General features: G+C 61.8%; 27 protein-coding genes and 1 riboswitch. Of the genes, 10 read left to right on the forward strand and 17 right to left on the reverse strand.

Going from position 1 to position 24,573, the window contains the following annotated elements; all coding sequences use genetic code 11:
* The 10 genes from gcvPA to PK789_RS07340 form a co-directional block, all read right to left on the reverse strand.
* Positions 1-1,362, reverse strand: a 1,362-nt coding sequence (gcvPA, locus tag PK789_RS07290) for an aminomethyl-transferring glycine dehydrogenase subunit GcvPA (RefSeq protein ID WP_324308099.1), incomplete at its 3' end; no start/stop codon positions are given.
* Positions 1,363-1,395: 33 nt separating this feature from the next.
* Positions 1,396-1,530, reverse strand: a riboswitch (glycine riboswitch).
* Positions 1,531-1,925: 395 nt separating this feature from the next.
* Positions 1,926-3,245 (reverse strand): amino acid permease, encoded by a 1,320-nt coding sequence (locus PK789_RS07300; RefSeq protein WP_324308101.1) that lies wholly within the window; start codon positions 3,243-3,245, stop codon positions 1,926-1,928.
* Positions 3,232-4,341, reverse strand: coding sequence for an aromatic ring-hydroxylating oxygenase subunit alpha (locus PK789_RS07305; RefSeq protein ID WP_288969313.1), 1,110 nt, complete (start codon positions 4,339-4,341; stop codon positions 3,232-3,234). The genes PK789_RS07300 and PK789_RS07305 overlap by 14 nt, the downstream gene beginning before the upstream one ends.
* 75 nt (positions 4,342-4,416) lie before the next feature.
* A complete protein-coding gene (locus PK789_RS07310; protein WP_223628113.1) occupies positions 4,417-4,758 on the reverse strand; it encodes a carboxypeptidase-like regulatory domain-containing protein in 342 nt (113 codons plus the stop codon).
* A 94-nt stretch (positions 4,759-4,852) separates the two neighbouring features.
* The gene (locus tag PK789_RS07315; protein ID WP_324308103.1) at positions 4,853-6,835 is read right to left on the reverse strand and encodes a M2 family metallopeptidase; all 1,983 of its coding nucleotides are present in this window, start codon (positions 6,833-6,835) and stop codon (positions 4,853-4,855) included.
* A 65-nt stretch (positions 6,836-6,900) separates the two neighbouring features.
* Positions 6,901-7,452 (reverse strand): hypothetical protein, encoded by a 552-nt coding sequence (locus PK789_RS07320; protein ID WP_324308105.1) that lies wholly within the window; start codon positions 7,450-7,452, stop codon positions 6,901-6,903.
* A 55-nt stretch (positions 7,453-7,507) separates the two neighbouring features.
* Positions 7,508-7,771, reverse strand: coding sequence for a cell division topological specificity factor MinE (gene minE / locus PK789_RS07325; protein ID WP_223628117.1), 264 nt, complete (start codon positions 7,769-7,771; stop codon positions 7,508-7,510).
* A gap of 3 nt (positions 7,772-7,774) precedes the next feature.
* Positions 7,775-8,587: a septum site-determining protein MinD gene (gene minD, locus PK789_RS07330; RefSeq protein ID WP_324308107.1), complete on the reverse strand. Its 813-nt coding sequence runs from the start codon at positions 8,585-8,587 to the stop codon at positions 7,775-7,777.
* A gap of 31 nt (positions 8,588-8,618) precedes the next feature.
* Positions 8,619-9,443, reverse strand: coding sequence for a septum site-determining protein MinC (gene minC, locus PK789_RS07335; RefSeq protein WP_503011920.1), 825 nt, complete (start codon positions 9,441-9,443; stop codon positions 8,619-8,621).
* Positions 9,383-9,982, reverse strand: coding sequence for a GNAT family N-acetyltransferase (locus PK789_RS07340; protein ID WP_324308110.1), 600 nt, complete (start codon positions 9,980-9,982; stop codon positions 9,383-9,385). Before PK789_RS07340 ends, minC begins: the two co-directional genes overlap by 61 nt.
* 133 nt (positions 9,983-10,115) lie before the next feature.
* On the opposite strand from PK789_RS07340, the gene PK789_RS07345 reads away from it, so the two are divergent.
* The 5 genes from PK789_RS07345 to PK789_RS07365 all read left to right on the forward strand — a co-directional run bounded on the left by PK789_RS07345 (position 10,116) and on the right by PK789_RS07365 (position 14,312).
* Positions 10,116-11,315, forward strand: a complete 1,200-nt coding sequence (locus tag PK789_RS07345) for a sensor histidine kinase (protein ID WP_324308112.1) — start codon at positions 10,116-10,118, stop codon at positions 11,313-11,315.
* A complete protein-coding gene (locus tag PK789_RS07350; RefSeq protein WP_324308114.1) occupies positions 11,312-11,953 on the forward strand; it encodes a response regulator in 642 nt (213 codons plus the stop codon). The genes PK789_RS07345 and PK789_RS07350 overlap by 4 nt, the downstream gene beginning before the upstream one ends.
* Positions 11,954-12,086: 133 nt before the next feature.
* Positions 12,087-13,148, forward strand: a complete 1,062-nt coding sequence (locus PK789_RS07355) for a GyrI-like domain-containing protein (protein WP_324308116.1) — start codon at positions 12,087-12,089, stop codon at positions 13,146-13,148.
* A gap of 99 nt (positions 13,149-13,247) precedes the next feature.
* Entirely contained in the window at positions 13,248-13,622 is a 375-nt protein-coding gene (locus tag PK789_RS07360) for a DUF423 domain-containing protein (protein WP_324308118.1), read from the forward strand.
* A 3-nt stretch (positions 13,623-13,625) separates the two neighbouring features.
* Entirely contained in the window at positions 13,626-14,312 is a 687-nt protein-coding gene (locus PK789_RS07365) for a DNA-3-methyladenine glycosylase family protein (RefSeq protein ID WP_324308120.1), read from the forward strand.
* Here PK789_RS07365 and PK789_RS07370 read toward each other — a convergent pair whose 3' ends face one another.
* Positions 14,313-14,702 carry a DUF488 domain-containing protein gene (locus tag PK789_RS07370; protein WP_324308122.1) on the reverse strand — a complete coding sequence of 130 codons (390 nt, stop codon included), beginning with the start codon at positions 14,700-14,702 and terminating at the stop codon, positions 14,313-14,315. It lies immediately after the preceding gene.
* Between the two features lie 174 nt (positions 14,703-14,876).
* On the opposite strand from PK789_RS07370, the gene PK789_RS07375 reads away from it, so the two are divergent.
* Positions 14,877-15,914 (forward strand): TraB/GumN family protein, encoded by a 1,038-nt coding sequence (locus tag PK789_RS07375; protein ID WP_324308124.1) that lies wholly within the window; start codon positions 14,877-14,879, stop codon positions 15,912-15,914.
* Between the two features lie 28 nt (positions 15,915-15,942).
* Here PK789_RS07375 and dxs read toward each other — a convergent pair whose 3' ends face one another.
* From dxs to trxA, 5 genes are all read right to left on the reverse strand, one after another.
* Positions 15,943-17,856: a 1-deoxy-D-xylulose-5-phosphate synthase gene (gene dxs, locus PK789_RS07380; protein WP_324308126.1), complete on the reverse strand. Its 1,914-nt coding sequence runs from the start codon at positions 17,854-17,856 to the stop codon at positions 15,943-15,945.
* A 108-nt stretch (positions 17,857-17,964) separates the two neighbouring features.
* Entirely contained in the window at positions 17,965-18,201 is a 237-nt protein-coding gene (locus tag PK789_RS07385) for a hypothetical protein (protein ID WP_324308128.1), read from the reverse strand.
* Between the two features lie 106 nt (positions 18,202-18,307).
* On the reverse strand, positions 18,308-19,012 hold the full coding sequence (locus PK789_RS07390) for a DUF502 domain-containing protein (protein WP_324308130.1): 705 nt from the start codon (positions 19,010-19,012) through the stop codon (positions 18,308-18,310).
* Positions 19,013-19,045: 33 nt separating this feature from the next.
* Positions 19,046-21,040: a serine/threonine-protein kinase gene (locus tag PK789_RS07395; RefSeq protein ID WP_324308131.1), complete on the reverse strand. Its 1,995-nt coding sequence runs from the start codon at positions 21,038-21,040 to the stop codon at positions 19,046-19,048.
* Positions 21,041-21,333: 293 nt separating this feature from the next.
* The gene (trxA, locus tag PK789_RS07400) at positions 21,334-22,206 is read right to left on the reverse strand and encodes a thioredoxin (protein ID WP_324308133.1); all 873 of its coding nucleotides are present in this window, start codon (positions 22,204-22,206) and stop codon (positions 21,334-21,336) included.
* A 157-nt stretch (positions 22,207-22,363) separates the two neighbouring features.
* Here trxA and PK789_RS07405 point away from each other — a divergent pair, with 157 nt between their 5' ends.
* The 4 genes from PK789_RS07405 to PK789_RS07420 are packed head-to-tail and all read left to right on the forward strand — an operon-like array spanning position 22,364 to position 24,289.
* Positions 22,364-23,005, forward strand: coding sequence for a hypothetical protein (locus PK789_RS07405; protein WP_324308135.1), 642 nt, complete (start codon positions 22,364-22,366; stop codon positions 23,003-23,005).
* The gene (locus tag PK789_RS07410; RefSeq protein ID WP_324308137.1) at positions 23,002-23,457 is read left to right on the forward strand and encodes a hypothetical protein; all 456 of its coding nucleotides are present in this window, start codon (positions 23,002-23,004) and stop codon (positions 23,455-23,457) included. The genes PK789_RS07405 and PK789_RS07410 overlap by 4 nt, the downstream gene beginning before the upstream one ends.
* Entirely contained in the window at positions 23,454-23,672 is a 219-nt protein-coding gene (locus PK789_RS07415; protein WP_324308139.1) for a helix-turn-helix transcriptional regulator, read from the forward strand. Before PK789_RS07410 ends, PK789_RS07415 begins: the two co-directional genes overlap by 4 nt.
* Positions 23,669-24,289, forward strand: coding sequence for a DUF998 domain-containing protein (locus tag PK789_RS07420; RefSeq protein ID WP_324308141.1), 621 nt, complete (start codon positions 23,669-23,671; stop codon positions 24,287-24,289). The genes PK789_RS07415 and PK789_RS07420 overlap by 4 nt, the downstream gene beginning before the upstream one ends.
* Here the strand turns inward: PK789_RS07420 and PK789_RS07425 are convergent.
* The gene (locus PK789_RS07425) at positions 24,237-24,551 is read right to left on the reverse strand and encodes a SemiSWEET transporter (protein WP_324308142.1); all 315 of its coding nucleotides are present in this window, start codon (positions 24,549-24,551) and stop codon (positions 24,237-24,239) included. The two genes, PK789_RS07420 and PK789_RS07425, sit on opposite strands and share 53 nt — an antisense overlap.
* Positions 24,552-24,573 lie beyond the last annotated feature (22 nt).

Here is a 24,573-nt window from a genome sequence, read left to right on the forward strand (position 1 = left end):
CGACGGCAGCGTCGCGTCGTCGCCGCCGAAGATGCGCCACAGCAGTTCCAGGTCGTCGCGGGTGGTGGTTTCATCCAGCGAGATGCACAGCGAGCCATTGCCACGCACACGCAAGTTGGCACCCAGACTGCGCGCACGTTCGGCAATCGCAGCGTTGTTGTCGCCGGCATCGATGCACAGCGTGTCGAATGCGGTCGCGTGCACGGTGCCAAAGCCCAATTCCTTCAGGCCCGCAGCAAGAATCGCGGTGTAGCGCGCCACGCGCTGCGCAATGCGCTTCAGGCCGTCCGGGCCGTGGTAGACGGCATACATCGAGGCCATCACCGCCAGCAGCACCTGCGCGGTGCAGATGTTGGAGGTGGCCTTTTCGCGGCGGATGTGCTGCTCGCGGGTTTGCAGGGTGAGGCGGTAGGCGGGGTTGCCGTCGGCGTCGATGGACACGCCGATCAGGCGGCCGGGCATGCTGCGCTTGAACGCATCGCGGCAGGCCATGAACGCGGCATGCGGGCCGCCGAAGCCGAACGGCACACCAAAGCGCTGGCTGTTGCCGATCACGATATCGGCGCCCATTTCGCCCGGCGACTTCAGCAGGGTCAGGGCCAGCAGGTCGGTAGCGACCACGAACAATGCGTTGTGCGCGTGGATGGCGTCGGCATCCTTGTTCCATTCGGCCACCCAGCCACTCGACGCCGGGTACTGCACCAGCACGCCGAAATAATCACCTTCGGCGATCGCGGCATGCACGGCATCGGTGCCGCGCACCACATTGACCTTCAGGCCCAGCGGATCGGCGCGGGTTTGCAACACTTCGATGGTCTGCGGATGGGTGTCACCCACCACCAGGAACGTGTCGGATTTCGACTTGGCACTGCGCTTGGCCAGCGTCATGGCCTCCGCTGCGGCAGAGGCTTCGTCCAGCAACGAAGCGCTGGCGATGTCCATGCCGGTCAGGTCGGCAATCATGGTCTGGAAATTGATCAGCGCCTCCATCCGGCCTTGCGAAATCTCGGCCTGATACGGTGTGTACGCGGTGTACCACGCCGGGTTTTCCAGGATGTTGCGCAGGATGACGTTGGGCGTGTGGGTGCCGTAGTAGCCCTGGCCGATGAAGCTCTTGAACAGCTGGTTCTTCTGCGCGATGGCGCGGATCCTGGCCAGCGCGTCGACCTCGGTCATCGCCTCTGGCAACGCCAGCGGGTTGGCTGACTTGATCGAGGCCGGCACGATGGCATCGGTGAAGGCTTCCAGCGAAGCGTGGCCGACCTGCGCAAGCATGGCGGCAATTTCGGCATCATTCGGGCCGATATGGCGTTCGATGAAAGCGTCGTGGTGTTCGAGCGAGCGAAGCGAGGGCTGAGTCATGGCGGCATCCGAGGGCGCAGTGCGCGTGAAAGGGATGCCCGCTCTGTCCTTTTGCCTGAGAGTTTGGAAGCGCGCGGATGGGGAGGGGATCCCGCGCAGCTTCTTGCCCCTTCGGCGCCGGCCGCGTCTGTGGGGGGACGACGGGCCAATCTCTCCAGAGTGTGGTCACACAGCGGTCTTGGGCCTGAGCGATTCCGGGCGGTTGCGCCTTCGGCAGCGCGACGAGACCCGAAAGCCTGCGCGCTTCTCCCACTGTGCCGGGCGATTATACCCTGCCGGCTGGCACGGGTACTGGCTGCGGCGTTGCGCAAACGGGGTGGATGCTATGGTCAGCGTCCTCCTCCTCCCGCCCCCGCCTTCCGCCCGTTGTCCCTGCAAGCGTTTTCCGGCTTGGGCAAATGCCGTGATCGCCGGCATGCTGTCGCCGCTGCTGAGCAATAGGGGGCTGCACCAGGCCTTGGGCATGGCGGCTTTTGCGCTGACCGGCTGGCTGTTCGGGCGGTGGGAAACCCATGCCCATCGGCGTGCGCTGCGGGTGCCCGAAGCTCCGGCAGCACGCAAGTCTATCGCGTTGCAGGTGTGCTTCGGCGCATCCACGCATACACCGGCAGCCCCGCCAGCAGCAGCACCGCACCCCAGCCCAGCGCTTCGGCGCCGGCACCGGATAGCGCGTACAGGCTGTACAGCAGCGCCAGGGCGGCGACGATGCGCCCGCCGCCGGTGCCGCGTCGCAGCCAGGCGGCGCTGCTGGCCGCATATGGCAGCAGGATGGCCGAGGTGGAGATCAGCAGGATGAAAGTGAACAGGTCCACCAGCGAGCGGCTGTAGCTGGCGATCACCAGCACGGTGGCAAGGCTGCTCCCCACCAGCACGCCGAACACGGGCGTGCCGTGGCGGTCGCGCCGGGCGAAGGCGCGCGGGAACAGGCCGTCGCCGGCCGCGGCCAGCGACACCTGCGCGCAGACCATCACCCAGCCGTTGATGGCGCCGAAGGTGGACACCGCGGCCAGCGCGGCGATCGCGATGCCGGCGCCTGGCCCCCAGGTGCGCGCGGCGGCTTCCGCCATCGGCGCGCCGGATGCCTTCAGCACCTCGCCCGGCACCAGCCCGATCACCGCCGTGCAGGCCAGGATGGTGGCGACGCCCGCCAGCAGCGTGCCCAGCAGGGTGGCGCGCGGGATGGTGCGGGCGGGGTCGCGGATCGCGCCGGCCGGCACGGTAGCCACTTCCAGCCCGCACAGCGCCCACATGGTGAGGATGACCGTGGCGTTGGCCACCTGCGGCAGCGACTGCCCGCTGGGATTGAACGGCACGTAGCGGTCGGGGCCGACCCACCACAGGGCCACCAGCCCGAACAGCAGCAGCGGCAGCAGTTTCAGCGTGGTCAATGCGACCTGCAGCCGGCCGGCCTCGCGCAGGCTGGCCACGTTCACCAGCGTGCACGTCCACAGCGCCGCCAGCGCGCACAGCGCCGCCCGCACGGGGGTGGCGGTCAGCGCGGGGAACAGCGCGCCCAGGCTGCCGGCGAACGCCACCGCGATCGCCGCCATGCCGGACCAGATGGACACCCAGTAGCTCCACGCGATCGCGAAGCCCGCGGTGTCGCCGAACGCGCGCCGCACGTAGGCGTAGGGGCCGCCGGTGCACGGCCAGTGCACCGCCAGCCGCGCGAAGGTGGCCGCCAGCAGCAGTGCGCCGCCCAGCGCGATCGCCCAGCCCAGCAGGCTGGACGCACCGAAGGGCGCCAGCGCGGCCGGCAGCAGGAACACGCCGCTGCCGATCATGCTGCCGATCACCAGCGCGGTGGCCATCCACAGGCCCAGCGGGGCACGTGCAGGCGTCGTCGTGGTGGCCTCTGCCCCGGCGATTTCAGGCGCGGGCATCGACGGCGCCCCCGGCCTGACCGGTCGCGGCATCGGCGGCGTGCCCGCGGTAGGCCGCGCGCAGCAGTTCGTGGAAGTGGTGCACGCCGGTCTCGCGCAGCGGGTTCAGCCGGCCCGGCACGTAGCTGCCGGAGGCCATCCCGCGCTGCACGTCCTCGCAGATGCCGATGTCCTCGTGCTGCACTTCATCGCTGAAAGCAAGATCCGCATCGCGCTTGGCAGAGTCATCACTTTCGGCGTAATAACTGTCAAAGATCACCCGGCAATGATCCACCCCCAACGGCACCACGGTATTGGTTTGCAGGCGCCCTGGCAGGATATTGAGCATGGTGTTGGGCCACAGCCAGTAATACAGCGCATCGCCGTTGCCATACAGTGCGGCATCACTTTCGAGTGGGCTCCATTGCAGCGAATGCCATGCCGACAACTCGGTGCGATAGCTGCGGTAATCCAGCAACCGGTTCAGGCCGGGATGCACGTGCGGGACGTGGTAGCCCTCCAGATAATTGTCGATGTACACCTTCCAGTTGCAGGCGATGTCATAACTTGCACGATGGTGGTCGCCGTAGGCGTCCAGGCCTCTATCTGCGCCCAGCCGTGCGTCGATACCGGCAACGAAGGCATCGAAATCAGGTGCGTTTGCGGCATCGATCGCGGCAAACACCAAACCCTGCCAGACCTTCACCGCCAGCTGCGGCAGCTGCACATCGGCCACATCGAAGTCTTGCGCGTCCTTCATTTCCGGTGCCGAGCGCAATTGCCCCTCCAAGGTGTACGTCCACCCGTGATAACGGCAGCGCAGCGATTTCGCGGCCAGCCCATCGCATTGCGCAATCGGCCCGGCGCGATGCCGGCAGACGTTGTGCATGACCCGAATGACAGCATCGCTGCCGCGCACCGCAATGACCGGCAGGCCAGCGAGATTGGCGATGACGTGGTCGCCGGCGGCGCGCAATTGCGAGACATGCGCCACCCATTGCCAGGCACGGCCAAACAGCGCGCGCCGGTCGAGATCGGCCATCGCGGGTTCCACATAAAACCGTGCAGGTAAGGCGGTAGCCGTGGCGGCAGGCTGCGGAGCGAGGTCGGTTTGCATGTGGGCAGTATGGCGCTTGGATGCTCCAGAAAAACAGACCAACCCGTATTGGCCTATGTCGGGTCTTGCTGAATTTCAGGGATTTCCTGTGTTTTCACTGACTTCAGTGGCCTTGCCCGGAGTAGACGCTCGGGAAGTAGCATCGGGGCGAACTTGAACATCCTGCAGGGTAATTATTTTGCCGTCTGCTTGAATGAACGTGACGTGATAACTGCCGATCGGGACATGGCGCAGCTTGTACTTGCCATCACTTTTGATCGAAATCTCGCGCTTGAATCCATTGCTATCACCGCTGATTACGACAGTATCGCCTGGGTTGCCATCGCCTATGATGTTGCCAGAAGTGGCTTGCGTGAAAGCAGAGCCGGTGATTGCGAGAAGTAGCGAAAAAACAGTGAGCCTGCAGGGATTGGTCATGGTGTCTATATTCCTGATGTTCCTGTCAGGCTGGCATCCGATATGTGTGCCATGCAAGTGACTTTTGAGATGGCCACTCTGGAATTTGAGGGAATCAATTGCGGTCAGGGTTCGGCGTGCTGCCCGTGATCCAACCACACTGCAGTCCGGCGTTCTGCTGCTTCAGCCAAGTGTGCAGGGGGGCGAAGTATTCCAGCAGGGGTGCGGCATCCATGTGGTCGCTGCCGGTGAGTTCTTGCAGGGTTTGCTGCCACGGTTGGCTGTTGCCTTTGCGCAGCATGGCCCAGTATTTGTCGCCGGCGGCCTTGCTGCCGTAAAAACTGCATTCGGACAACCGGCCCTTGTAGCCGGACGCATCGCACAGCGCCTTGTAGAATTGGAATTGCAGGATATTGGCCAGAAAGTAGCGTGTGTAGGGTGTGTTGGCGGGAACGTGGTATTTCGCGCCGGCATCAAAATAGTCTTCGCCACGTGCTGTCACCGGGGCCACGCCTTGGTATTGGGCTTTCAGTGCCCACCATGCTTTGTTGTAATCGGCCGGCTTGATCGAGCCATCGAACACCCCCCAGCGCCAGCGGTCGATCATCAAGCCAAATGGCAAGAAAGCAACCTTGCTTAGCGCCATCCGCATCTGTGCGTTGATCTGTGATTGCGAATTTTGTGGTGCTTCTTGCAGCAGCCCCACCGAGGCCAAGTAGTGCGGCGTCATCGCCAGCACGATGGTGTCGCCGATGGCTTCGTGGAAGCCATCCTGCGCGCCATTTTGAAAGAGCGGCGGTAGTGGGTTGTAGGCCATGTCGTAATACAGGTGGCCCAGCTCGTGGTAGATGGTGGTGTAATCCTCTTCGCTGGGGGTGATGCACATCTTGGTGCGCAGATCGCCTTGCATATTCATGTCCCAGGCACTGGCGTGGCACATGACATCGCGATCCAGTGGCCGGATGAATTGTGACTTCTGCCAATAGCTGCCCGGCAATTTTGGAAAGCCCAGCGAGACATAAAAACTCTCGGCATCACGAGTCATCAATTTGGCGCTGGCCAGTTGCGCGGCGCGTTCAATGTTGAATGCACGCGCGGCGGCAGTGCCGATGGTGTCATCCTGCTTTCTGACCTGCGCGTAGAGCAATTCGGCTTGTGCACGCTGTTGCAGGGTGCCACTGATGTCCAAGTTGACGGCTGCCGGGTATGGGGCCAGCAGATCCCACAGGTTGCTCCAGTCTTGCTGCCATAAATTGCCCAGCAAATGTGCGGGTAACAGACCACCTGGCAGTTCGCCTTTGTCTTTGCCGTACTGTGCATCGAGCTTGCCGCGCGCATAGCAATGCAATTGTTCGTACAGCGGTTTGACTTGATTCCACAGACGATCACTTTGCTTGGCAAGCTCGGGCGGTGGCATGTCGTAACCGGCGCGCCACAGTTCGCCGGTATCGGCGTAGCCAAGTTGCCGGGCACCGATGTTTACCAGTGTGACAAAGCGGGTGTAGTCCTTGCGCATCGGGATGCTGATGCTATGCCAGCCGGTCCATGCTTGCAGCTGTGCATCGTAATCACGATTCTTGGCCAGTACGTCGCTGAGCTGGCCGATGTCGCGACAGGTTTTGTGGCGGCCCTCACTATTGCAAACACGGCCCGCGCCATACATGCCTTCCATGCGGCTGGCGATTTGGGTGAGCTCTTCCCGTTGCTTGGGGTCTTGCGGTGCCGGCATCGCTGTCCACAGCGTTAGCAGCTTGAGGGCGCGGGCGGTTTGCGGTGCCATCGGCTGGCCTTCAAATCGCTTTGCTTCGGCGAGCCACACAGTGAGGTGCGCCAGCCAGCGTTCATTGGCCTTGGCCGCAATCAGTTCACTATCCGAATTGATATCGGTATTGGAAAGCCACTGCGCTGAATTCAATTCCGGGTAGTGCTGGCGCACTTCTTGATTGACGCGGGCGATGAATTGATCGGCGGTTTCGCCGGTGCTTGCAGCGGGCGTGGGCGGTGGTGCCGGGGCCGGTGTGGGTGCTTTGCGTTGACATGCAGCAAGGCCACCCAGCACGGTGAGCATGGCAACGGCGAGCAGGGCGGGGCGTAACATCACGATGGCAACTCTGGGTGACGCGGGAGTTGCAAGGCTAGTAGGCCAAGGTGGGCGGCCGCAAGTCAGGCCGCAGGCAATACCAGCTGACGCTTGGCATCGGTCAGGCCATGCGTATGCAGCCACTGCCATGCGGTGTCGGCATCGTGCTCGGCATAGGCGCGGGCGCTACCCAAACGAAAGGTGTAACCCCAAACATCCATATCGGCCCAGATGCGTGTGCGGTCGATGCCCAGCGCTTCGCCTAGCAAGGCTTGCAGAACGCACACGGCATCTTCTTCCGGTATCGAATCGGTGGCGTCGGTGTGTACGGCGGCGCGTGTGTCGGGCGGCAGCACGATCAAATGACCGGCTTCATGCAGCAGCGAATGCACCGGCGTATCGCTGCGCGCATACACGGTGTTGCCGATGATGCCGGCCTCGCAATCGCCCCAGTAGCTGCCGGGGATGGGTTGGGCGTCTGCGATGTGTTCCAGCACCAAGCCGTAGCGCGCCAACAGTGCGGTCGGCGCGTTGAAGCCAATGTCTGACAGGATCAGTACACCGTGCTCGTCATTCCGGCGCAAGCCGGCATCAATTCGCACACCTGGTACCTGCGTATCCGGTTGTTCTGGCATGTCGTGATCGATAGCCGGATCCCGTCGTGGGTCGGGATGGCATGACAGGTTGAAGTCAGGCCGGCGTGGCCCCGCGTTCGGGCAGCGACACCGAAATATCCAGCACGTCGTGCTCGCCGTCTTTCACCACATCGACCTTGACCGCATCGGTATCCACGTTCACGTACTTGCGGATCACTTCCAGAATTTCGCGTCGCATCAGCGGCAGATAATCCGGCGCGCCGGCCGAGCTGCGCTCCTGCGCGATGATGATCTGCAAGCGATTCTTGGCCGTCTGCGCGGTGTTCTTCTTGGGCTTGAGGAAATCGAAAATGGACATGCGTCAGCCCCCGAATAACTTGCTGAAAAAGCCTTTCTTTTCCACCGTGGTGAAGCGCAGTGGGCGGCTTTCACCCAACAGGCGCGCCACCGCGTCCGCATACGCTTGGCCGGCGATGGATTCGGGGTCCATGATCACCGGCTCGCCTTTGTTGGAGGCATTGAGCACATCGCCAGATTCCGGGATCACGCCAATGGTTTTCAGGCCCAACACTTCTTCAACATCGGCAATCGAAAGCATTTCCCCGCTTTCCACCCGTTGCGGGTTGTAACGGGTCAGCAGCAAGTGTGCTGAGACCTCGCCGTCATTGCGTTCGGCGCGATGGGTTTTGGATGCCAGCAACCCCAGTACGCGGTCGGAGTCGCGCACACTGGAGACTTCCGGGTTCACCACCACGATGGCTTTATCGGCGAAATACATCGCCAGGAATGCGCCTTTTTCGATACCGGCCGGCGAGTCGCAGAGGATGAAATCAAAGCCTTCGGCGGCGAGGTCTTTCAGCACCTTTTCCACGCCATCTTTGCTTAATGCGTCCTTGTCGCGGGTTTGGCTGGCGGCCAACACAAAGAGGTTTTCAAACCGTTTGTCTTTGATCAGTGCTTGCTTGAGCGTGGCTTCGCCGTGGATGACATTGACGAAGTCGTACACCACGCGGCGTTCGCAGCCCATGATCAAGTCCAGGTTGCGCAGGCCGACGTCGAAGTCGATGACGCACACTTTTTTGCCGTGGCGGGCAAGGCCAGTGGCCAAGCTGGCGCTGGTCGTGGTCTTGCCCACGCCGCCCTTGCCGGATGTCACTACGATGATTTCGGCCAAGTTGGCTTCTCCGTGGTTGCGTTTGATGGGCTCAATCGAGCGCCGCGAGTTTCAGTTGTCCGTTGTCCAGCCAGACCTGCACGGGCTTGCCGCGCAATTCGGCCGGGATGTCTTCCAGCACTTTGTAATTGCCCGCCACTGCCACCAATTCTGCATAAAATTCGCGGCAGAAGATGCGGGCTTCGGTATTCCCCTGTGCGCCGGCCAAGGCGCGGCCACGCAGGGCACCATAAATGTGGATGCTGCCATCGGCAATGACCTCGGCGCCAGCCCCCACCGTGGACAATACGGTGAGGTCGCGTTGTTCGGCATAAACCTGCTGGCCGGAGCGCACCGGGTGGGTTTGCATCAAGCCTGGCGTCGCGTTGACGGCCGGTGCCGGGGCGGTAGATGGGGCGGGTGCCGGTGGTGCTGAGGTGGGTGAGGGCGCAGGGGCGGCAGCCGGCGACGTATCGTTGCGTTCGTACTGGGCACGGAACTTGGCCAGTAAGGGCAGGCCAAGTTGCTGCGCCAAGACTTCAGTTTCGCGCGTGCCATAAGCCAGCGCCACCGGCAGCACACCGGCCTCTTGCAGCCCGGCAACCAAGGCGCGAGCTGCGTCCACGGGGGGGGTATGGCTTAGTCCGCCGAAATCCAAAATGACGGCGGCCCGCGCAAACAAGTGGGGTGCGCGCTGTACGCGGTCGCGCATTTCGGCCACCAGTTGCGTGACATCCAGATTGCGAATGCGCAGATTGGCGATGCCCACTTGGCCGAATTTCAATTCACCTGCTTGCGCGTAATCGGTGTGTGCACTCATGCGTCGGTACCGGTGGAGCGCATGTGGGTGGCCGGCGTGCGTGGGCGTTGTAGCCATGCGACATCGGGCAGTGCGGTGCCGTAGGTGTCGCGCACCCAAGGGTAACTGCACAGGGTTTTCATCAACATTGCCGCGCGTAAGTCATGCTGCGGGATGACGTGCTGGCCAATTTCACGAAAACCAAAACTGCCGTGAAACAGCAAAGCGTGGTCGGCACCGTGTTCCAAAAAGACTTCACAGGCCAGTTGTGGGTAGCGTAGTTCGGCATAACTTTGCACGTCGGCATACAGTGCGCGCCCCACACCGCCGCCACGCCGCCGGCTGGCCACGGCCACACGGTCGATATAGAAAAAATCGGGGTAGCGCTCGCCAAACCACGCAAAATTGCGGCTGTCGTGTTGTGTGTGCGAGCCAAAGCCAATTAAAAAGCCGGCCAGCGCGCCATCACGCTCGGCCACGCGAAAATATTCGGCGCGGTCGTACAGCTGCCGCAGCCTGGCCGAATCCAAGGGGAGGATCGCAGGGCCGGCCGCATTGTTGAGGGCCAAGACAGAATCCAGCTCGTGCTCGCGCACGTCGCGGATGGCGATCGACATTCTTGAAGCTCCAATGCGTGTTTCATGACACCCGCAGCGCGGGGGAATGAGGGATTATCGCATGGCACCCGGGTGTGCGGTGCATGACCTTCGGAGCAGGCCGAACCCACCCGGTAAGCGGTATAAGACGGCGATGCTTGTAAGAATCTCTCATACGCGCTTACTTCGCTACGCCGGCCTATTCACCTGGGCGATGGTGGGCCTGCCTTTGGTGTATTCGTGGCTAGGGGCCGATCCAAACAACGGTGGCGAGGAACTGGCCCTGCGCCCAATGCCTTGGCAAGGCTGGTTGGCCTATCTGGCGTTTGGTGGCGGTTATGCGTGGTTGACCCGCGACTTTGGACGCCGTGGCCGCAGTCCTTTCGATTTTGTCCTGCTGGTGGTGCTGACCTTGGCGGCGATCGGGGTGAGCTATTTCCACGGCTCTGGGTTGGGCAGCGTGCTGTTGATGGTGGCGGCATGCGTGCTGCCGTGGCTGCTGACCTTGCGATTTGGGGTGGCGTGGCTGCTGGCAAGCCAATTGGCGGTGGTGCCGGTGTTCGTGCGCTGGCTGGGGTTCCCCTTGCTGGAAGCTTTGATGCAATCGGTCTTGTATGCCGGGTTATCGGGGTTCGTGTTCGTGGTCAGCCTTGTTGCGTCGCAGCAGACGCAGGCGCGTGAAGAGCAGCGCCGGCTCAATGCCGAACTGCGCGCCACTCGCGCCTTGCTGGCAGATAGCGCCCGGGTCAATGAGCGCACCCGGATCTCCCGCGAACTGCACGATCTGCTGGGACACCACCTGACCGCGCTCAGCTTGAATCTGGAAGTTGCCGGGCATTTGTCGGAAGGCCGCGCCAAAGAGCATGTGCAGCAGGCGCATACCTTGGCCCGCCTGTTATTGACCGATGTGCGTGAAGCCGTCAGCCAGTTGCGCGAAGGCGGCGCTATCGATCTTGCCTCAGCATTGCGCCTGTTGGCCGATAATGTGCCCAAGCTCGAAATTTTCATCGACATCGACGAGCCATTGACGGTGGATGACGCCGAATGCGCGCATGTCTTGCTGCGCTGTGCGCAAGAGGCCATCACCAATGCGGTGCGTCATGCCGGGGCCAAGGGATTATGGCTCAATGCCCGTCGCGAAGGCAGCCATGTGATCTTGCAAGTGCGCGATGATGGCCGTGGCAGCGACCACGTGACCGCCGGTAACGGGTTGCGCGGCCTAGGCGAGCGCTTGCGTCAGCACGGTGGCCGGCTCGACATTGCCAGTCAGCGCGGGCATGGGTTCCAACTCACGATTACTTTACCGGTGGCCCCCAATGCCGCCACCCGATTACCTCAGGGAGTTGCCGCATGATTCGTGTCTTTCTGGTCGATGACCAGACCTTGGTGCGCCAAGGTATTCGCTCGTTGTTGGCGCTGGCTGATGGTATTGAAGTCGTGGCCGAGGCAATCGATGGCCGCCAAGCGATCGAGTTGATTCCGCAAGTCAAACCCGACGTGGTACTGATGGATATGCGGATGCCCATGATGTCGGGTCTGGAAGCCTTGCAGGCACTGGGTCGCGCCGGTAGTTTGCCGCCCACCATCATTCTGACAACCTTCGACGATGATGCCCTAGTGTTGGCGGGCATCAAGGCCGGTGCCAAGGGCTATATGCTCAAAGATGTGTCGCTGGAGCAGCTGGTGGACGCCATTCAGACCGTCGCATCGGGGGGCTCGTTGGTGCAGCCGGCAGTGACCCAGCGGCTGCTGTCGGGGCTGGAGCACATGCGCAATGAATTTGTCAGTCTGGATCGCCCGGACCCATTGACTGACCGCGAAACCGAGATCCTGCGGCTGATGGCGTCGGGGTTTTCCAACAAAGAAATCGCCAATTCACTGGGTGTGGCCGAGGGCACCATCAAGAATCACGTGTCCAATATCCTGTCGAAATTGGGGGTGCGCGACCGTACCCGGGCGGTGCTGAAGGCCTTCGAATTGCAGTTGGTCTAAGATCGAAGCGCAATTTGGTGCGGAATATCGCGGTTTTGGGTGGATATCCCCTCGCGGAGCTGGGGGGCAGTTTGCTAGGATGGCGGGTCAGTGCGGCATGAGGCCGCAGACGGCCTTTTCCGGAGATTCCTGAATGACTCGTTTGCTCGAGATCCTGATTTCCCTCGCGATCGTGTTCGCACTGTTCTTGATCGTGGGCGTGATGCTGCCTTCCTCGCGCCACTTGGTCGAGAAAGTCGAAACCAACCGCAAGCTCACCATCGTGTTCGACACGTTGAACAGCTTCCGTCGCTTCAAGGACTGGAACCCGCTGGTGCTGCGCGACCCGCGCATGCAGCTGTCGTTGTCCGGCCCGGTGGAAGGCGTGGGTGCCAAGCTTGACTACACCTCACAAGAGGAGCGTCTGGGCAGTGGTTCTTACGAAATCGTTGAAAGCGTGCCCAAGCAAAAGATCGCCATCAACATCAACAATATCGAGCGCGGTGAAAACAAGCGCACCTCGTTTGGCTTCAAGCCGACCGGTCGCAACAACCGCAACGTCGAAATCACCCAAACCTACGACGTGGACTACGGCTGGAACCTGCTGGGCCGTTATGCCGGCCTGTATGTGACCCGCCACGTGGGTGACGACATGAAGATGGGCTTGGCGCGCTTGGTGGGCGTGCTGACCGCAGTACCCAATATCGATTACGCCGCACCCGGCAGCAAGATGGGCACGCCGAAGGTGGTCGATCGCCCGGCTGAAGCCATGCTGGTAGTGAGTGCCGGCCAGGTGGATCGCGGCAATGCACAAATCCAAGCGTCGATCACTTCCAACGCAGAATGGATCAAGCGCACATTGGAAGCCAACGGTCTGGATGCGGTTGGCCCATTGCGCATCATCACCACCGACATGGGGCGCGAGAAATACACCTTCGACGTTGCCCAAGTGGTGACCAAGAAAGGTGGCGGCGCACCTGCCAATGTTGCCGTGCAAGGTCCGGTGAAGTTTGTGCAGGCACCGGCCGGCAAGGCCGCGGTCGCGTCGTACAGTGGCTATATGGCGGAATTGGAAAATACCCGGAATGCCCTGCGTGCATGGGCCGCGACGCACGGCTACGAAATCAAAGATCGCGCCTACGAAGACTACAAGTCGGGGGTTGCCAATGCATTCACCGAGAATGGCCAGTTTGATGTCTATTGGCCGGTGAAATAAGACTTCGTTATCTTGTTGCTCCCGCAAACGCCGCGCTTAGTCGCGGCGTTTGTCTTTGTGGGGCATGAACTTTGTGGGTATGAGAGGCACAATAGACCGATGCATACCATCCGCACCCCCCACTTTGTCCTGTACCGTCGTTACCTTGCCGCCATTGGAAGTTTGTTGGCGGGGGTGTCGGTGGCGATGTGCGCCTATGCCTTTCATGCCGCTACTCCGGAGGCCAGTCCGCGGTTGTTGCAAGCGGCGGTGTTCGCCTTCCTGCACGGGTTTGCACTGACTGCATTGGCACCACTGGCGCAACGACCAACGGCATTGCTGGCCATGAGTATGCTGCTATTGGGTGTGCTGCTGTTTTGCGGCAGTTTGATCGCAGCGGCTTTGCTGGGGCTGACGCCGGCGTTGGCACCGTTGGGTGGTGGGCTGGTGATCAGCGGTTGGTTGCTGCATGCCTATGATCGGTTGCGGGGTTGAGTGATGCCGCACTACACACGTGGGTTTGATACCGATGTCGCGTTTGCGCACCTATGCAAACGCGACCGCAAGCTGGGCGCGTGGCTGCGCAAGTTGGAGGTGATCCCGGCGGATCCACGCTGGCGCAAACCGTTTGATCCCGTGGACGCCTTGGCACGCGCAATTCTGTATCAGCAGCTCAGCGGGAAAGCGGCGGCCACCATTGTGGGTCGGGTGGAAACGGCGATTGCCAGCGACCGTTTTCATTGCGACACATTGGCACGGATTGACGATGCCACCTTGCGCGGCTGCGGTGTCTCCGGCAACAAAATGTTGGCATTGCGTGATCTTGCCCGGCGCGAAGAAGCCGGTGAAATCCCCACGTTGCGGCAAATGGGGCGCATGGACGATGACGCCATCGTGGCCGCATTGGTGCCAATCCGTGGCATTGGCCGTTGGACGGTGGAAATGATGTTGATGTTCCGCCTTGGCCGCCCCGATGTGCTGCCCATCGACGACCTCGGTGTCCGCAAGGGCGCGCAGGTGGTGGACAAGCTTGCGGCGATGCCCACGCCAAAAGAACTGGCCGTGCGCGGTGAATGCTGGGGTCCATACCGTAGCTATGCCAGCGTTTATCTGTGGCGAATTGCCGATGCCGCCAGTGCAGCCAAAGCCCCCATCAAAGCACCCACCAAACGCTCGCAGGACTGACTACTCACGCATCGCAGCGCCAGCCGCTTGCAACAACTGACGCAATGCGTGCCGGTGGCAATGCGCTTCGTTTTCGCAATAACAGCCCACGCTGAAGTGGGTACTGTGCGATAACGCCGCCAATAGCGCGATGGCGTGCACGGCATCTGGGGCTTTCATTTCGCTGCGGTAATGCCTGAAAAAATTGGCCCAGTCTTGGTCTGTTTTGGCAGCATGTGCAATGTCCATGACCGCTTGACTGGGGGCAACCGTGGGCAGCCATGTATCGTAAAAATCGCGTTTGGAAAATTCGGCCTTGGGAACCCCGCGCGGTGGGCGGCGCACGGTGCCAATACGCAAGCCTTCATCCGCTGCGCGCGGTGTCCCCAAACGAACTACACGAATCGCCATGACGTTGTCCTCGCGCTAGAAGTCTTCCCTGCAAGCATCCTGCGATTACCGCGGCAGTGCAACGTGCTGCGGTGGCATGTGGGATGTTCAAAAGTCGTTGTTCAGCCGCGAGTGAAACTTACTTGGATATCTACCGGCACACTGCGGCACCGATCAATCAAAAGGAATTGCAGGATGCGACTTGCCATACTGGCCGCGACATTGATTTCAGCACTGGTGAGTCCTTCCTTACGCGCACAACAAGCGCCGGCAATCGCCGCAACCCCCAAGCAAGCCACCGGCGACATTCGCACCGAAGCCACGGTGGTGGTGGAAGGCGAACAACCCGGCCCCGGTCTGTGGCTGGTGCGCAGCCCCGATGGCCAGCATGAGTTGTACATCTTGGGTCTGCTCAGCCCATTGCCGGACAAGATGCAGTGGCAGTCGGCGCAGGTCAGCCGGGTGCTGGCCAATGCGCAGGAAGTGATCCGCACGCCATCGGTGGATTTCAAAGTGGATGTGGGCTGGTTCAAGGGGTTGATGTTGTTGCCCAAGATGCTGGGGGCGCGCAACAACCCCGATGACAAACGCTTGCAAGAAGTGGTGTCGCCCGCGTCGTATGCGCGTTGGCAGGCGCTGAAGGCGCGCTATATCGGCAGCGATGGCAGTGTCGAAAAATGGCGTCCACTGTTTGCTGCGCAAGAGTTGTATGGCAAGGCGATGAAAAAGAGTGGGCTGGATGGCAGCAAGATTATTTCACCCATCGTGGATCAAGCCATCGCGGCGCATCACCCCACGGTGACGGTGGTGAAAGAGTCGATCGTGGTCACTGATCCCAAGCCATTATTGAAAGAGTGGTCGAAAACATCATTGGATGATCTGGCTTGCTTTGACAACACCATGACCCAATTGGAAACCGACATCGACGCGATGCGCGCGCGCGCCAATGCGTGGGCCACCGGCGATATCGCCGGCTTGCGCGCACTGCCGCCGGCTTACCAATGGGAGGCATGCAGTAATGCGATCACCGAGGCCGGAATTGGCAAGCGCTTGGGGTTTGGCGATGCCAACAAGAAAGTGGAGGCCAAATGGATGGCTGCTGCTGAAGCCGCATTGGGGAAAAATACGGTGACGTTCGCGATGTTGCCGCTGGGCAAAATGTTGGCCGCCAACGGTTATTTGGCCAAATTGCAGGCCAAGGGCTACACGGTGATTGCGCCGGACGCGGAGTGATGTGCGGCGCGGTGCTGGCGATGCGTGATTAGCGTGTCGCCGTCATCGGTGCGGCGGTGCTGGGGGCGCCCAGCGCCGGCCAGCGTTTGAGCAGCGCGGTGCGAATCCCGGCCGCATCCAGCCCGGCTTCGGCCAACAGGTCTTCACGGCTGGCGTGATGTTGGAAGGCATCGGGCAGGCCCAAGTGCAGGATCGGCATCACGCTGCCTTCCGCTGCCAGCAACTCGGCCACCCCAGCACCGGCACCGCCGGCGACCACGTTGTCTTCCAGGGTGATGAAGCCTTCGTGGGTGTTTGCAAGCTCAAGAATCAATGCGCGATCCAGTGGCTTGATGAAGCGCATATTGACCACGGTCAGGCCAAGCGCTTCGCCCACCTGTTCCGCCGCCGGCACGATGGCACCAAAGGCCAGCAGTGCGATGCGCGTGCCTTGCCGGCGCAGTTGCGCCTTGCCGATGGGGAGGGTGTCCAGTGTGGCTTGCACGGGCACGCCGGGGCCGCTGCCACGCGGGTAGCGCACCGCAGCCGGGCCTTGGTAGTGAAAGCCGGTAGAGAGCAATTGCCGGCATTCGTTCTCGTCGGCCGGGGCCATCACCACCATGTTGGGCACGCAGCGCAAAAAACTCAGGTCCAGATTACCGGCATGGGTGGCACCGTCCGGACCCACCACACCGCCACGATCAATGGCGAACAGCACATCCAAGTTTTGGATGGCGACATCGTGCACCAGTTGGTCATAGCCGCGTTGCAGGAACGAGGAATAGATTGCCACCACCGGCTTGGCCCCTTCGCAGGCCATGCCGGCAGCGAGGGTGATGGCGTGTTGTTCGGCGATGGCGACATCGAAATAACGCTGCGGATACTCTTGGCTGAAGCGCACCAGCCCGGAGCCTTCACGCATCGCTGGGGTGATGCCCAGTAGTGTTTCGTCGGCGGCGGCCATGTCGCACAGCCAATCGCCAAACACATCGGTATAGGTGGGCTTTTTCGCACCGGCCTTGCCGATCACGCCCACCGATGGGTCAAACGGGGCCACCGCGTGATAGCCGATCTGGTCGTCTTCGGCCAACTCGTAGCCTTTGCCCTTGGTGGTGATGATGTGCAGCAGTTGCGGGCCTTTCAGGCCTTTGAGAGTCTTGAGTGTGGCCAGGAGTGCATCCACGTCGTGGCCGTCGATGGGGCCGGTGTAGTGAAAGCCCATTTGCTCGAACAGCGTGGACGGCACGAACATGCCTTTCCAGTGTTCTTCCCAGCGTTTGACAAAGCGCGCCGGTGGGTTGCGTTTGTCGCCCAGTAATTTTTTGCCGCCCTCACGGATAGCATTGAGAGTGCGGTTGCCGGACATGCGGCCGAGCATCTTGGTCAGCCCGCCCACCGCCTCGCTGATCGACATGCGGTTGTCGTTGAGGATGACCAGCAGGTTGGGGTCGGGCTCCATGCCGCCGGCGTGGCCCAGCGCCTCCCATGCCATGCCGGCGGTCATCGCGCCATCGCCAATCACGGCCACCACTTTGCGCTCGCTACCGGCGCGGGCACTGGCAATGGCCATGCCCAGTGCGGCCGAGATCGAGGTGGAAGAATGGCCAACGCCAAAGACGTCGTAAGGGGATTCTTCGCGCTTGGGGAATGGCGCAACGCCGTCTTTTTGCTTGACGGTGTGGATGGCATCGCGGCGGCCGGTCAGGATTTTGTGTGGGTAGCACTGGTGGCCAACATCCCACACCAAGCGGTCTTCTGGAGTATCAAACAAATAATGCAGCACCGTGGTCAGCTCGACCACGCCCAAGCCCGCACCAAAATGCCCGCCGGATTTGCCAACGGATTCAATCAGATAGCCGCGCAACTCGTCGGCCACCGCGCGCAGATCGGTTTCATCAAGCTGGCGTAAATCAGCGGGGCTATTGATGTTGGACAGGTGGGGGTAGCGGGTAGCGTCAATCATGCGTCGTATTGTCGCGCCGTCGGGCGGGACGGGCAATGCGGCAGCGGATGTTGCCGCCCCACCCAAGGCGAGGGGTAGCCGCCTTGGATGGGCATCAAGGGACGAGGATTAGCCGCAACTGCCGCAGCAGGTGGTGCCTTCGGCGTGTTCCGGGGCCAAGGTGGCCGGGTAACCGGCGGCGCGCAGGGCGTCGCTGATCGTATTTTCGTTCAGCTCACTTTCAACCAACAAGCGGCCACGGGCCAGATTCGCGGTGATTTTGGCCTGCGGATCCGCCGCATGGACGGCGAAGGCAATCGAGCGGGCGGTGGTTTCATCCACCAGGCCGAGGACATCGAACAACATAGACACTCCAAGGGTCGTGCACGTCAGCGTGCGGGTGGCTTATGGTCGGCGCACCGGCAAGGGCGTGCATTGATCGAAGTCAGCTGCTCGCGTGGCTGTAGCGGGGTCAGGCGGAAGGCGGGGGTGTTGCCGAGGTGTGAGTACCCGTCTGTGAGGGCGGCGAAAACGGGATCGAGTCCGGTGCGACCGCGCCGCCACTGATGATGAAGCTCATCGCCTGATCCACGTTCCAGTCGGTGGGGGTGATTTTTTCCATCGGCACAATTTCTAAATAGCCCGAGGTGGGGTTGGGCGTGGTGGGCACATACACCGCAGCCAATTCGCGACCGGTGCCTTGTTCGCGCATCACCCGGGTGACAAAACCCAAGGTCTTCATTTCATTGTGGGGGAAGTCGATCAACACCACCCGCTGGGTACCATCGGGCTTGGTTTGCAAAATATCCAGCAATTTGCGCGCGCTGCCGTAAATGGTACTGGCCAGTGGAATGTGTCCGATCAAAGCTTCAAACCAACCCAATAGACGTTGGCCGATGACGCGGCGGGTCAGCCAGCCGGCCAGCAGAATCACCAAGACGGTGGCAACCAGGGCCAATGCGTTTTGTACCCACGGCTCAATCAGCCAACCAAAGGTAAGGGGGTTGCCCTCGGCAATTCCGCGCAGGCTGGGCTCGACCAAGGGCTTGCTGAGATCGCCCAGCAGCACGAAGACGAATTTCACCACCACCCACGTCAACCACAGCGGCAATAGGGTGAGCAGGCCGGTCAGGAACAGGCGTTGCAGGCGTTGGCCAAGCGTAAGGGAGGCAGACATCGGCGTAGTTTACGGGGAACTATGAGGCAGCGGTCAGTCCAATTTGGCCAAACGCAGGCCGACATTGTCATAACCGCGCCCTGCATCTAACGGTTGTGGCTTGCCGCTGCTCATGCGTTGGCTGCACGCCGTGTCGGCGCACAGGCTCAGCCAGCCTGCCACCGGTGTGGTGGGTTGTTCGCGCAGTTCACCTGCACTGGGCAGACGGTAGCGGTGGCCATCTTGCGCATGCAGCCACGCGGCATAGGCTTGGGCATCAGCGGCGGATACACAAACCACCGGCTTGCGGTCGTTGCCGGTGTTGTTCCAACGCAGACTGCGGCCAAGGAAGCCCTTGCCACAGTCGGCGGCGGCGCGATTGGTGGCACTGGCAAAGCGGGCGTAATCGGCACGACTGACACTGACGATGGTGACCGGTGCGGCGGTTGGTGCGGGTGCTGATGCCGGTGCTGCCGTTGCCAGTTTGGCGGTGCCACTTGTACCGGTTTGCGCGGCGGAAATACGCGCTTGCAAGCTGCGTTTGTGGGTGCTGTCCAACCCCAGCCACGCGGTTTGATCCAGCAGGATTTGCGCAGTTTTGCGGGTGTCCGGCTTGGCCAGTTGCAAGGTCAGGCGTTCATCCAGCGCTTTGTCCAACCGTGCATGGAGCAGGCTGATCGCGGTGCCGGTGCCGCCACGGCGGGTATCCAAAATTTGCGCACGTTGGAACGCCAGCTTGGCCGTTGTGGTATCGCCATTGTGAAGCGCGCGGTCGGCTAAATCGGCCAGGCCATCAAACAGCAAGGCCGTCAAGCGCAGGGTTTCAGGGTGCGTGGGATTGGCGCGCCAAGCGGCTTCGATGCTGTCCCAAGCATTGCCGTTGGCCGGCTCCAGCAGTTGCCCGGTGCGCAATTGCTCTTTGGCATTGGCCAGATAGGCGTCGATCCCGGGGTCGTTGTGTTCCGGCGTGGTTGCTGATGTGGCAGCGGCATTGGCTGGCGCTGCCGGGCCAGCAAGGGGGGTCGATGCTGCGATTGTTAGTGCAGAGGCGCGAGTTGGCACGGCCCCGGGCGGCGTGTGGCTGGGTGTGCGTGCAACATATGCCAGTGCTAAACCTGCGATGCCAACAATGGTGGCAATGGCGGCGATCCAGCGGCCGCGTCCGGTGCGGGTGACGGGGTTGTCGGCAGTGTGGGGGGCAGCCGGGGCGGGGACTTCCACCGCAGTGAGTGTCTTGCCCGATTGGCGTTCCAGTTGCTCCAGCGCGGTCAGCATGTCCTGCGCACTGGCGAAGCGGTCGCCGGGCTGTTTGGCCATCGCTTTGTCGATGAAGGGCTGCCAATGTTTCAATACCGCCGGCAGGCGCGGGATGGGTTCTTGCACATGCCGAATCGCCATCGACAGCGCATCCCCGGCGTTGTACGGCAGCCGGCCCATCAACATTTCCCAAGTCAGCACACCCATGCTGTAAATATCTGCGCGACGGTCCACATCCTGCCCGCGCGCTTGCTCGGGCGGCATGTAAGCGGTGCTGCCCACCGCCAGCCCGGCGTTGGTCAGGCGTGGGTTGCTGCCGCGCCGCAGGGCAATGCCAAAGTCAGTCAGCAGCGGACGATCGGCATCATCAAACAATACGTTCTCGGCTTTCACGTCACGATGCACCACCCCGCGCACATGCGCGTAGTCCAACGCCTGTAACAACTGGCGCAGGATGCCAAGCACCTTGGGTTGATCGCCTGTCAGTTTGCGCTGTGCCAAATGGCCATGCGACAAGTAGGGCATCGAATAAAACAGCAGGCCCTCGGGGGTGTGGCCAACTTCGTGGATACGCACGATGCCGGGGTGTTCCAAGCGTGCAATCGTGCGGGTTTCGTTTTCAAAGCGGGCGCGATTGACGCCATCGGTCAGCGCATCGGCCAGCATGACCTTCAATGCCACTTTGCGATCCAGCGAAAGTTGCTCGGCCAAATACACCGTGGACATGCCACCTTGGCCAATCACCCGCAACAATTTGTAGCCGTCGATGCGTGGGTAGGTTTGATCCGTCACTGCGCGCTTGCTCCACCAAGCCCCCCCGAGCCCGAACGGAGCATACGACGGACACCGCGCACAGGGGAATGCCCACAGCTATAACGGTGTGAAGCAGCGCCCAAATACTTGACTATTTGCGGTGGGCCGATTCAAAGATGCGGCGACTTGTTTGGAGAAAGTTCGTCAGCAGCCGCAAGCGGTGGCAGCAGCATTGCAGGCGCGGACGGGTGTGCTGGCACGGGTGGGCGAGTTATCGGCTGCCGTTGCCGCGCGCGCTGCGCACGCAATGACGCCATGAGGCGGTTGCGTGCTTACACCAGCAGCAAGGCCGACATCTGCCGGCGCACGCGGCTGACCAGATCTGCGTCGTCCAGAATCCGGAAGGCATCGATCAGGGATTTGCGCGCCAGTCCATCGGCATAGGTTTTGTCGCGCTTGAGCATGTCGATGAATTGCGCCAGCCCGGCTTCGGCATCGCCACCCACCAATTGACGCACACCCAGCAAGTGACGGGCACGCAGGTCGTTGGGGTCATGCGCAATTGCGGCTTCCAGCACGTCGGCGGGTGGCGCGTCTTGCAGCAGGGCGGCAAAGCCGAGCTTGGCGCGGGCCTTGATGGCGCGGTCATCGGTGGCGAGGTTGGCTGGCAGCTTGTCCAGCAAGCCCTCGGCTTCCACCGCTGCACCGGTTTGCAGCAGCGCCAGTGCCAGATCGAGCTGGTGTTCGGCGTGGTTGGGCTCGGCTTCGACCAACTTGCGCAGACGCAGCACTTCGGCGTGCGGGTCGAGCGGGGCGGCGGGGACTTCGGCCATGGCGTCATCGACAGGCGCCGCCGGTTGGATGCCTACTTGCGCCAGCATCTCGCGCAATTGGCCCTCCGGCAGTGCGCCGGGGATTGCGCCCAGCACCTGGCCGTCCTTGACTACCGCGATGGTGGGCACCGAGCGAATCTGGAACGCGGCAGCCAGCTCCTGCTCCTTGTCCACATCCACCTTGGCCAACACGAAGGCGCCGTGGTACTCGGCGGCCAGTTTTTCCAACACCGGGCCCAAGGTCTTGCACGGCGCGCACCACGTCGCCCAGAAATCCACCAGCACGGGGGTTTCCAGCGATTTGCGGATCACCGTGTCTTCAAAGGTGGCGGCGGTGGCGTCGAATACGTGCGGATTGTTGGCGTCGGTCATGGTGTTGATGGTCTTGGCGGCGTTGGGAAGAGGATGACGCTGAGATGGCGACACCGCAGCAGGTTAACAAGTGATGTAAAAAATAGTTGACATCATGGGACTGGAGTGTAAATTACACATTACATTTAGTCTATTGGAGCTTACATCAATGCTTGGGTTGTCTCCGCGTCACCAATTGCTAGTCTGGCTGGTGTTGGCCGGGGTCGGCTTGGCGCTATTTTTCAGCGGTGACTACCGCGATCTCCCGTTTCCGGTTGGCTGGTTGGGCGCCTGCCTGTTCGTGGCAGCGGTGTGGTTTTCGGTGGCCAAACTGCATGCGCTGCCGCGTAGCGAAGATGAGGCGCAGATTGCGCCGGGGGAGTGGCAGGCATGGATTGGCGTGGTGTTTGTCGGTGCGGTGATTGTGGCTTGTGTCATGCGCACCGATGCCTTCCTGCCGCAGGTGCCGATTGGCCATAATCCCGAGGCCAGAGTGGCAGGCAAGCACATCGGCACCTTGTTCGTGGCGTGGCTGGTCTTGTTGCATGTGATGAAAAAGCGCTGGGCCGGCAGCGTGCTGGCCGATGAGCGCGACGCGCACATCGCCCTGATCGCCGGCCACTGGGCGCGTTGCATCACGGCGCTAGGCATCATTGCCATTGCGGTGACATTGGGCTTTTCCGACACCGAGCGCTTGCTGCAATTCAGCTATCCCTTTATTGCGCAAGCGCTGATGTCGGTGCTGCTGGCGGGGCTGTGGTGCGAGCAACTGGCAGCAGCGTTGCTGTATTGGCGTGATCGCCGTGGAGTACAGGCATGAAGCTCTGGATGCAGGGGAAGGATGAGCGTGACCCCCGGGCGTTTGGTGAGCGTTTTGCGTGGCGGATGGTCATGCTGTTCTCGGGAATGGCGGTGTATATGACGTTCGGCTCGATTATCGGCGGCCGGCCGATCGCCATCCTGGCGACGCTGATCGCCTTGGCTTTGTCATATGGCTTCCGTTTGCGTGCCGCCGGCGATGAGCAGCGCCGCGGCGAGACGATGGAAGACGAGCGCGATGCCTGGATCTTGGCGCATTCCGACCGAGGGTTCCGGATCGCGGCCTCGTGCTGGTATGGCGTGTTGACGTTGGCGCTGTGCTTCGACACCTCCCGCGCTGCGCTGCAGGCGAACGATTGCGCACTCCCAGGCATGGTTCTGCTGGGCCTGATCGTTGCCAACATCGTGGGACAGCTGACAGTGGCGGTGCTGTATCGCCGTGACAGGCAATGACGGGTACCCGGATTGCCAATCAGATTCGCCGCCTGCGCTTCGAGCACGGCGAATTGACCCAGCAGGCGCTGGCCGATGCCTGTGGCGTCACCCGGCAAACCATCATTGCGCTGGAAGCGGGGCGCTATGCGCCGTCGTTGGAGTTGGGCTTTCGTATCGCTGATGCGCTGCGTGTGCGGATCGAGGATGTATTTCAATGGCAGGGTGGGCGATGAGCAGGCATGTGGTTGTGCGGGCTGCCGTGGCGATGGTGCTGTTCTTTTTGGCGCTACTGCTGGCCAATAGGGGCCTGCCCGAATACTCGCATCTACTGCATCCGGTGGCCTTGCGCGGGGCCACTGGCTTGCCGGGGGCGCTGTGGTTCAACCTGGGCGCATTTGTGTTGCCAGGGCTGTTGCTGGTATGGGTGGGGCAGTCATTGCGGGATGCATGGGTGGATGCAGGCTGGCTGGCACGGATTGGCTGCGTGCTGGCGCAGTTATCGGCATTGGCGTTTGCACTGCAAGGCGTGTTGCCGCTGGATCAGCGCGGGTTGGATGCCACCGCCAGCCGTCTGCATGTGTTGTTGTGGATGCTGTGGTGGATCGCGTTTGTGCCCGGCGTGCTGCTGTTGGCGCTAGGCCTACGGCAGCGGCGTGGTGTGGCCCTGTTGAGTGTGCTGGCGGCGGTGCTGGTGCCGTTGATCGCGGTGTTGGCGCCCATTGGGCTGTGGGTGGGTCTAGCCCAGCGGCTGGCGTTTGCGCTGTGGTTTGGCTGGTGGTTGCTGGCTGCGCGTGCGGCTATTTGTACTTCAGCTTCAAGCCCAAAATCGTTGCCGCCAGCAAAAACGTGATCGCGTTGGAGGCGATCATCGGCCATGAATGCAGGAAAATGCCGTAGCCAAACCAGCAGGCAATCCCAAATGTGAACACCACATACATCCACAACGAGATCCCCGAGGTGTCCCGCGTGCGGATGGTCTTGATGGCCTGCGGCACAAACGACAGTGTGGTGCAGGTGGCCGCCAGATAGCCAAACCATTCCAGCGTCATGCGGCCGCCATGACGGGCAAATAGCGGGTGGGCAGGGTGTGGCGCGGCATTGGTAATCCTCATCTGGACGTGGTCGCAGTGTGCC

Source organism: Thermomonas sp., assembly GCF_035369645.1.
Lineage (GTDB): Bacteria > Pseudomonadota > Gammaproteobacteria > Xanthomonadales > Xanthomonadaceae > Thermomonas.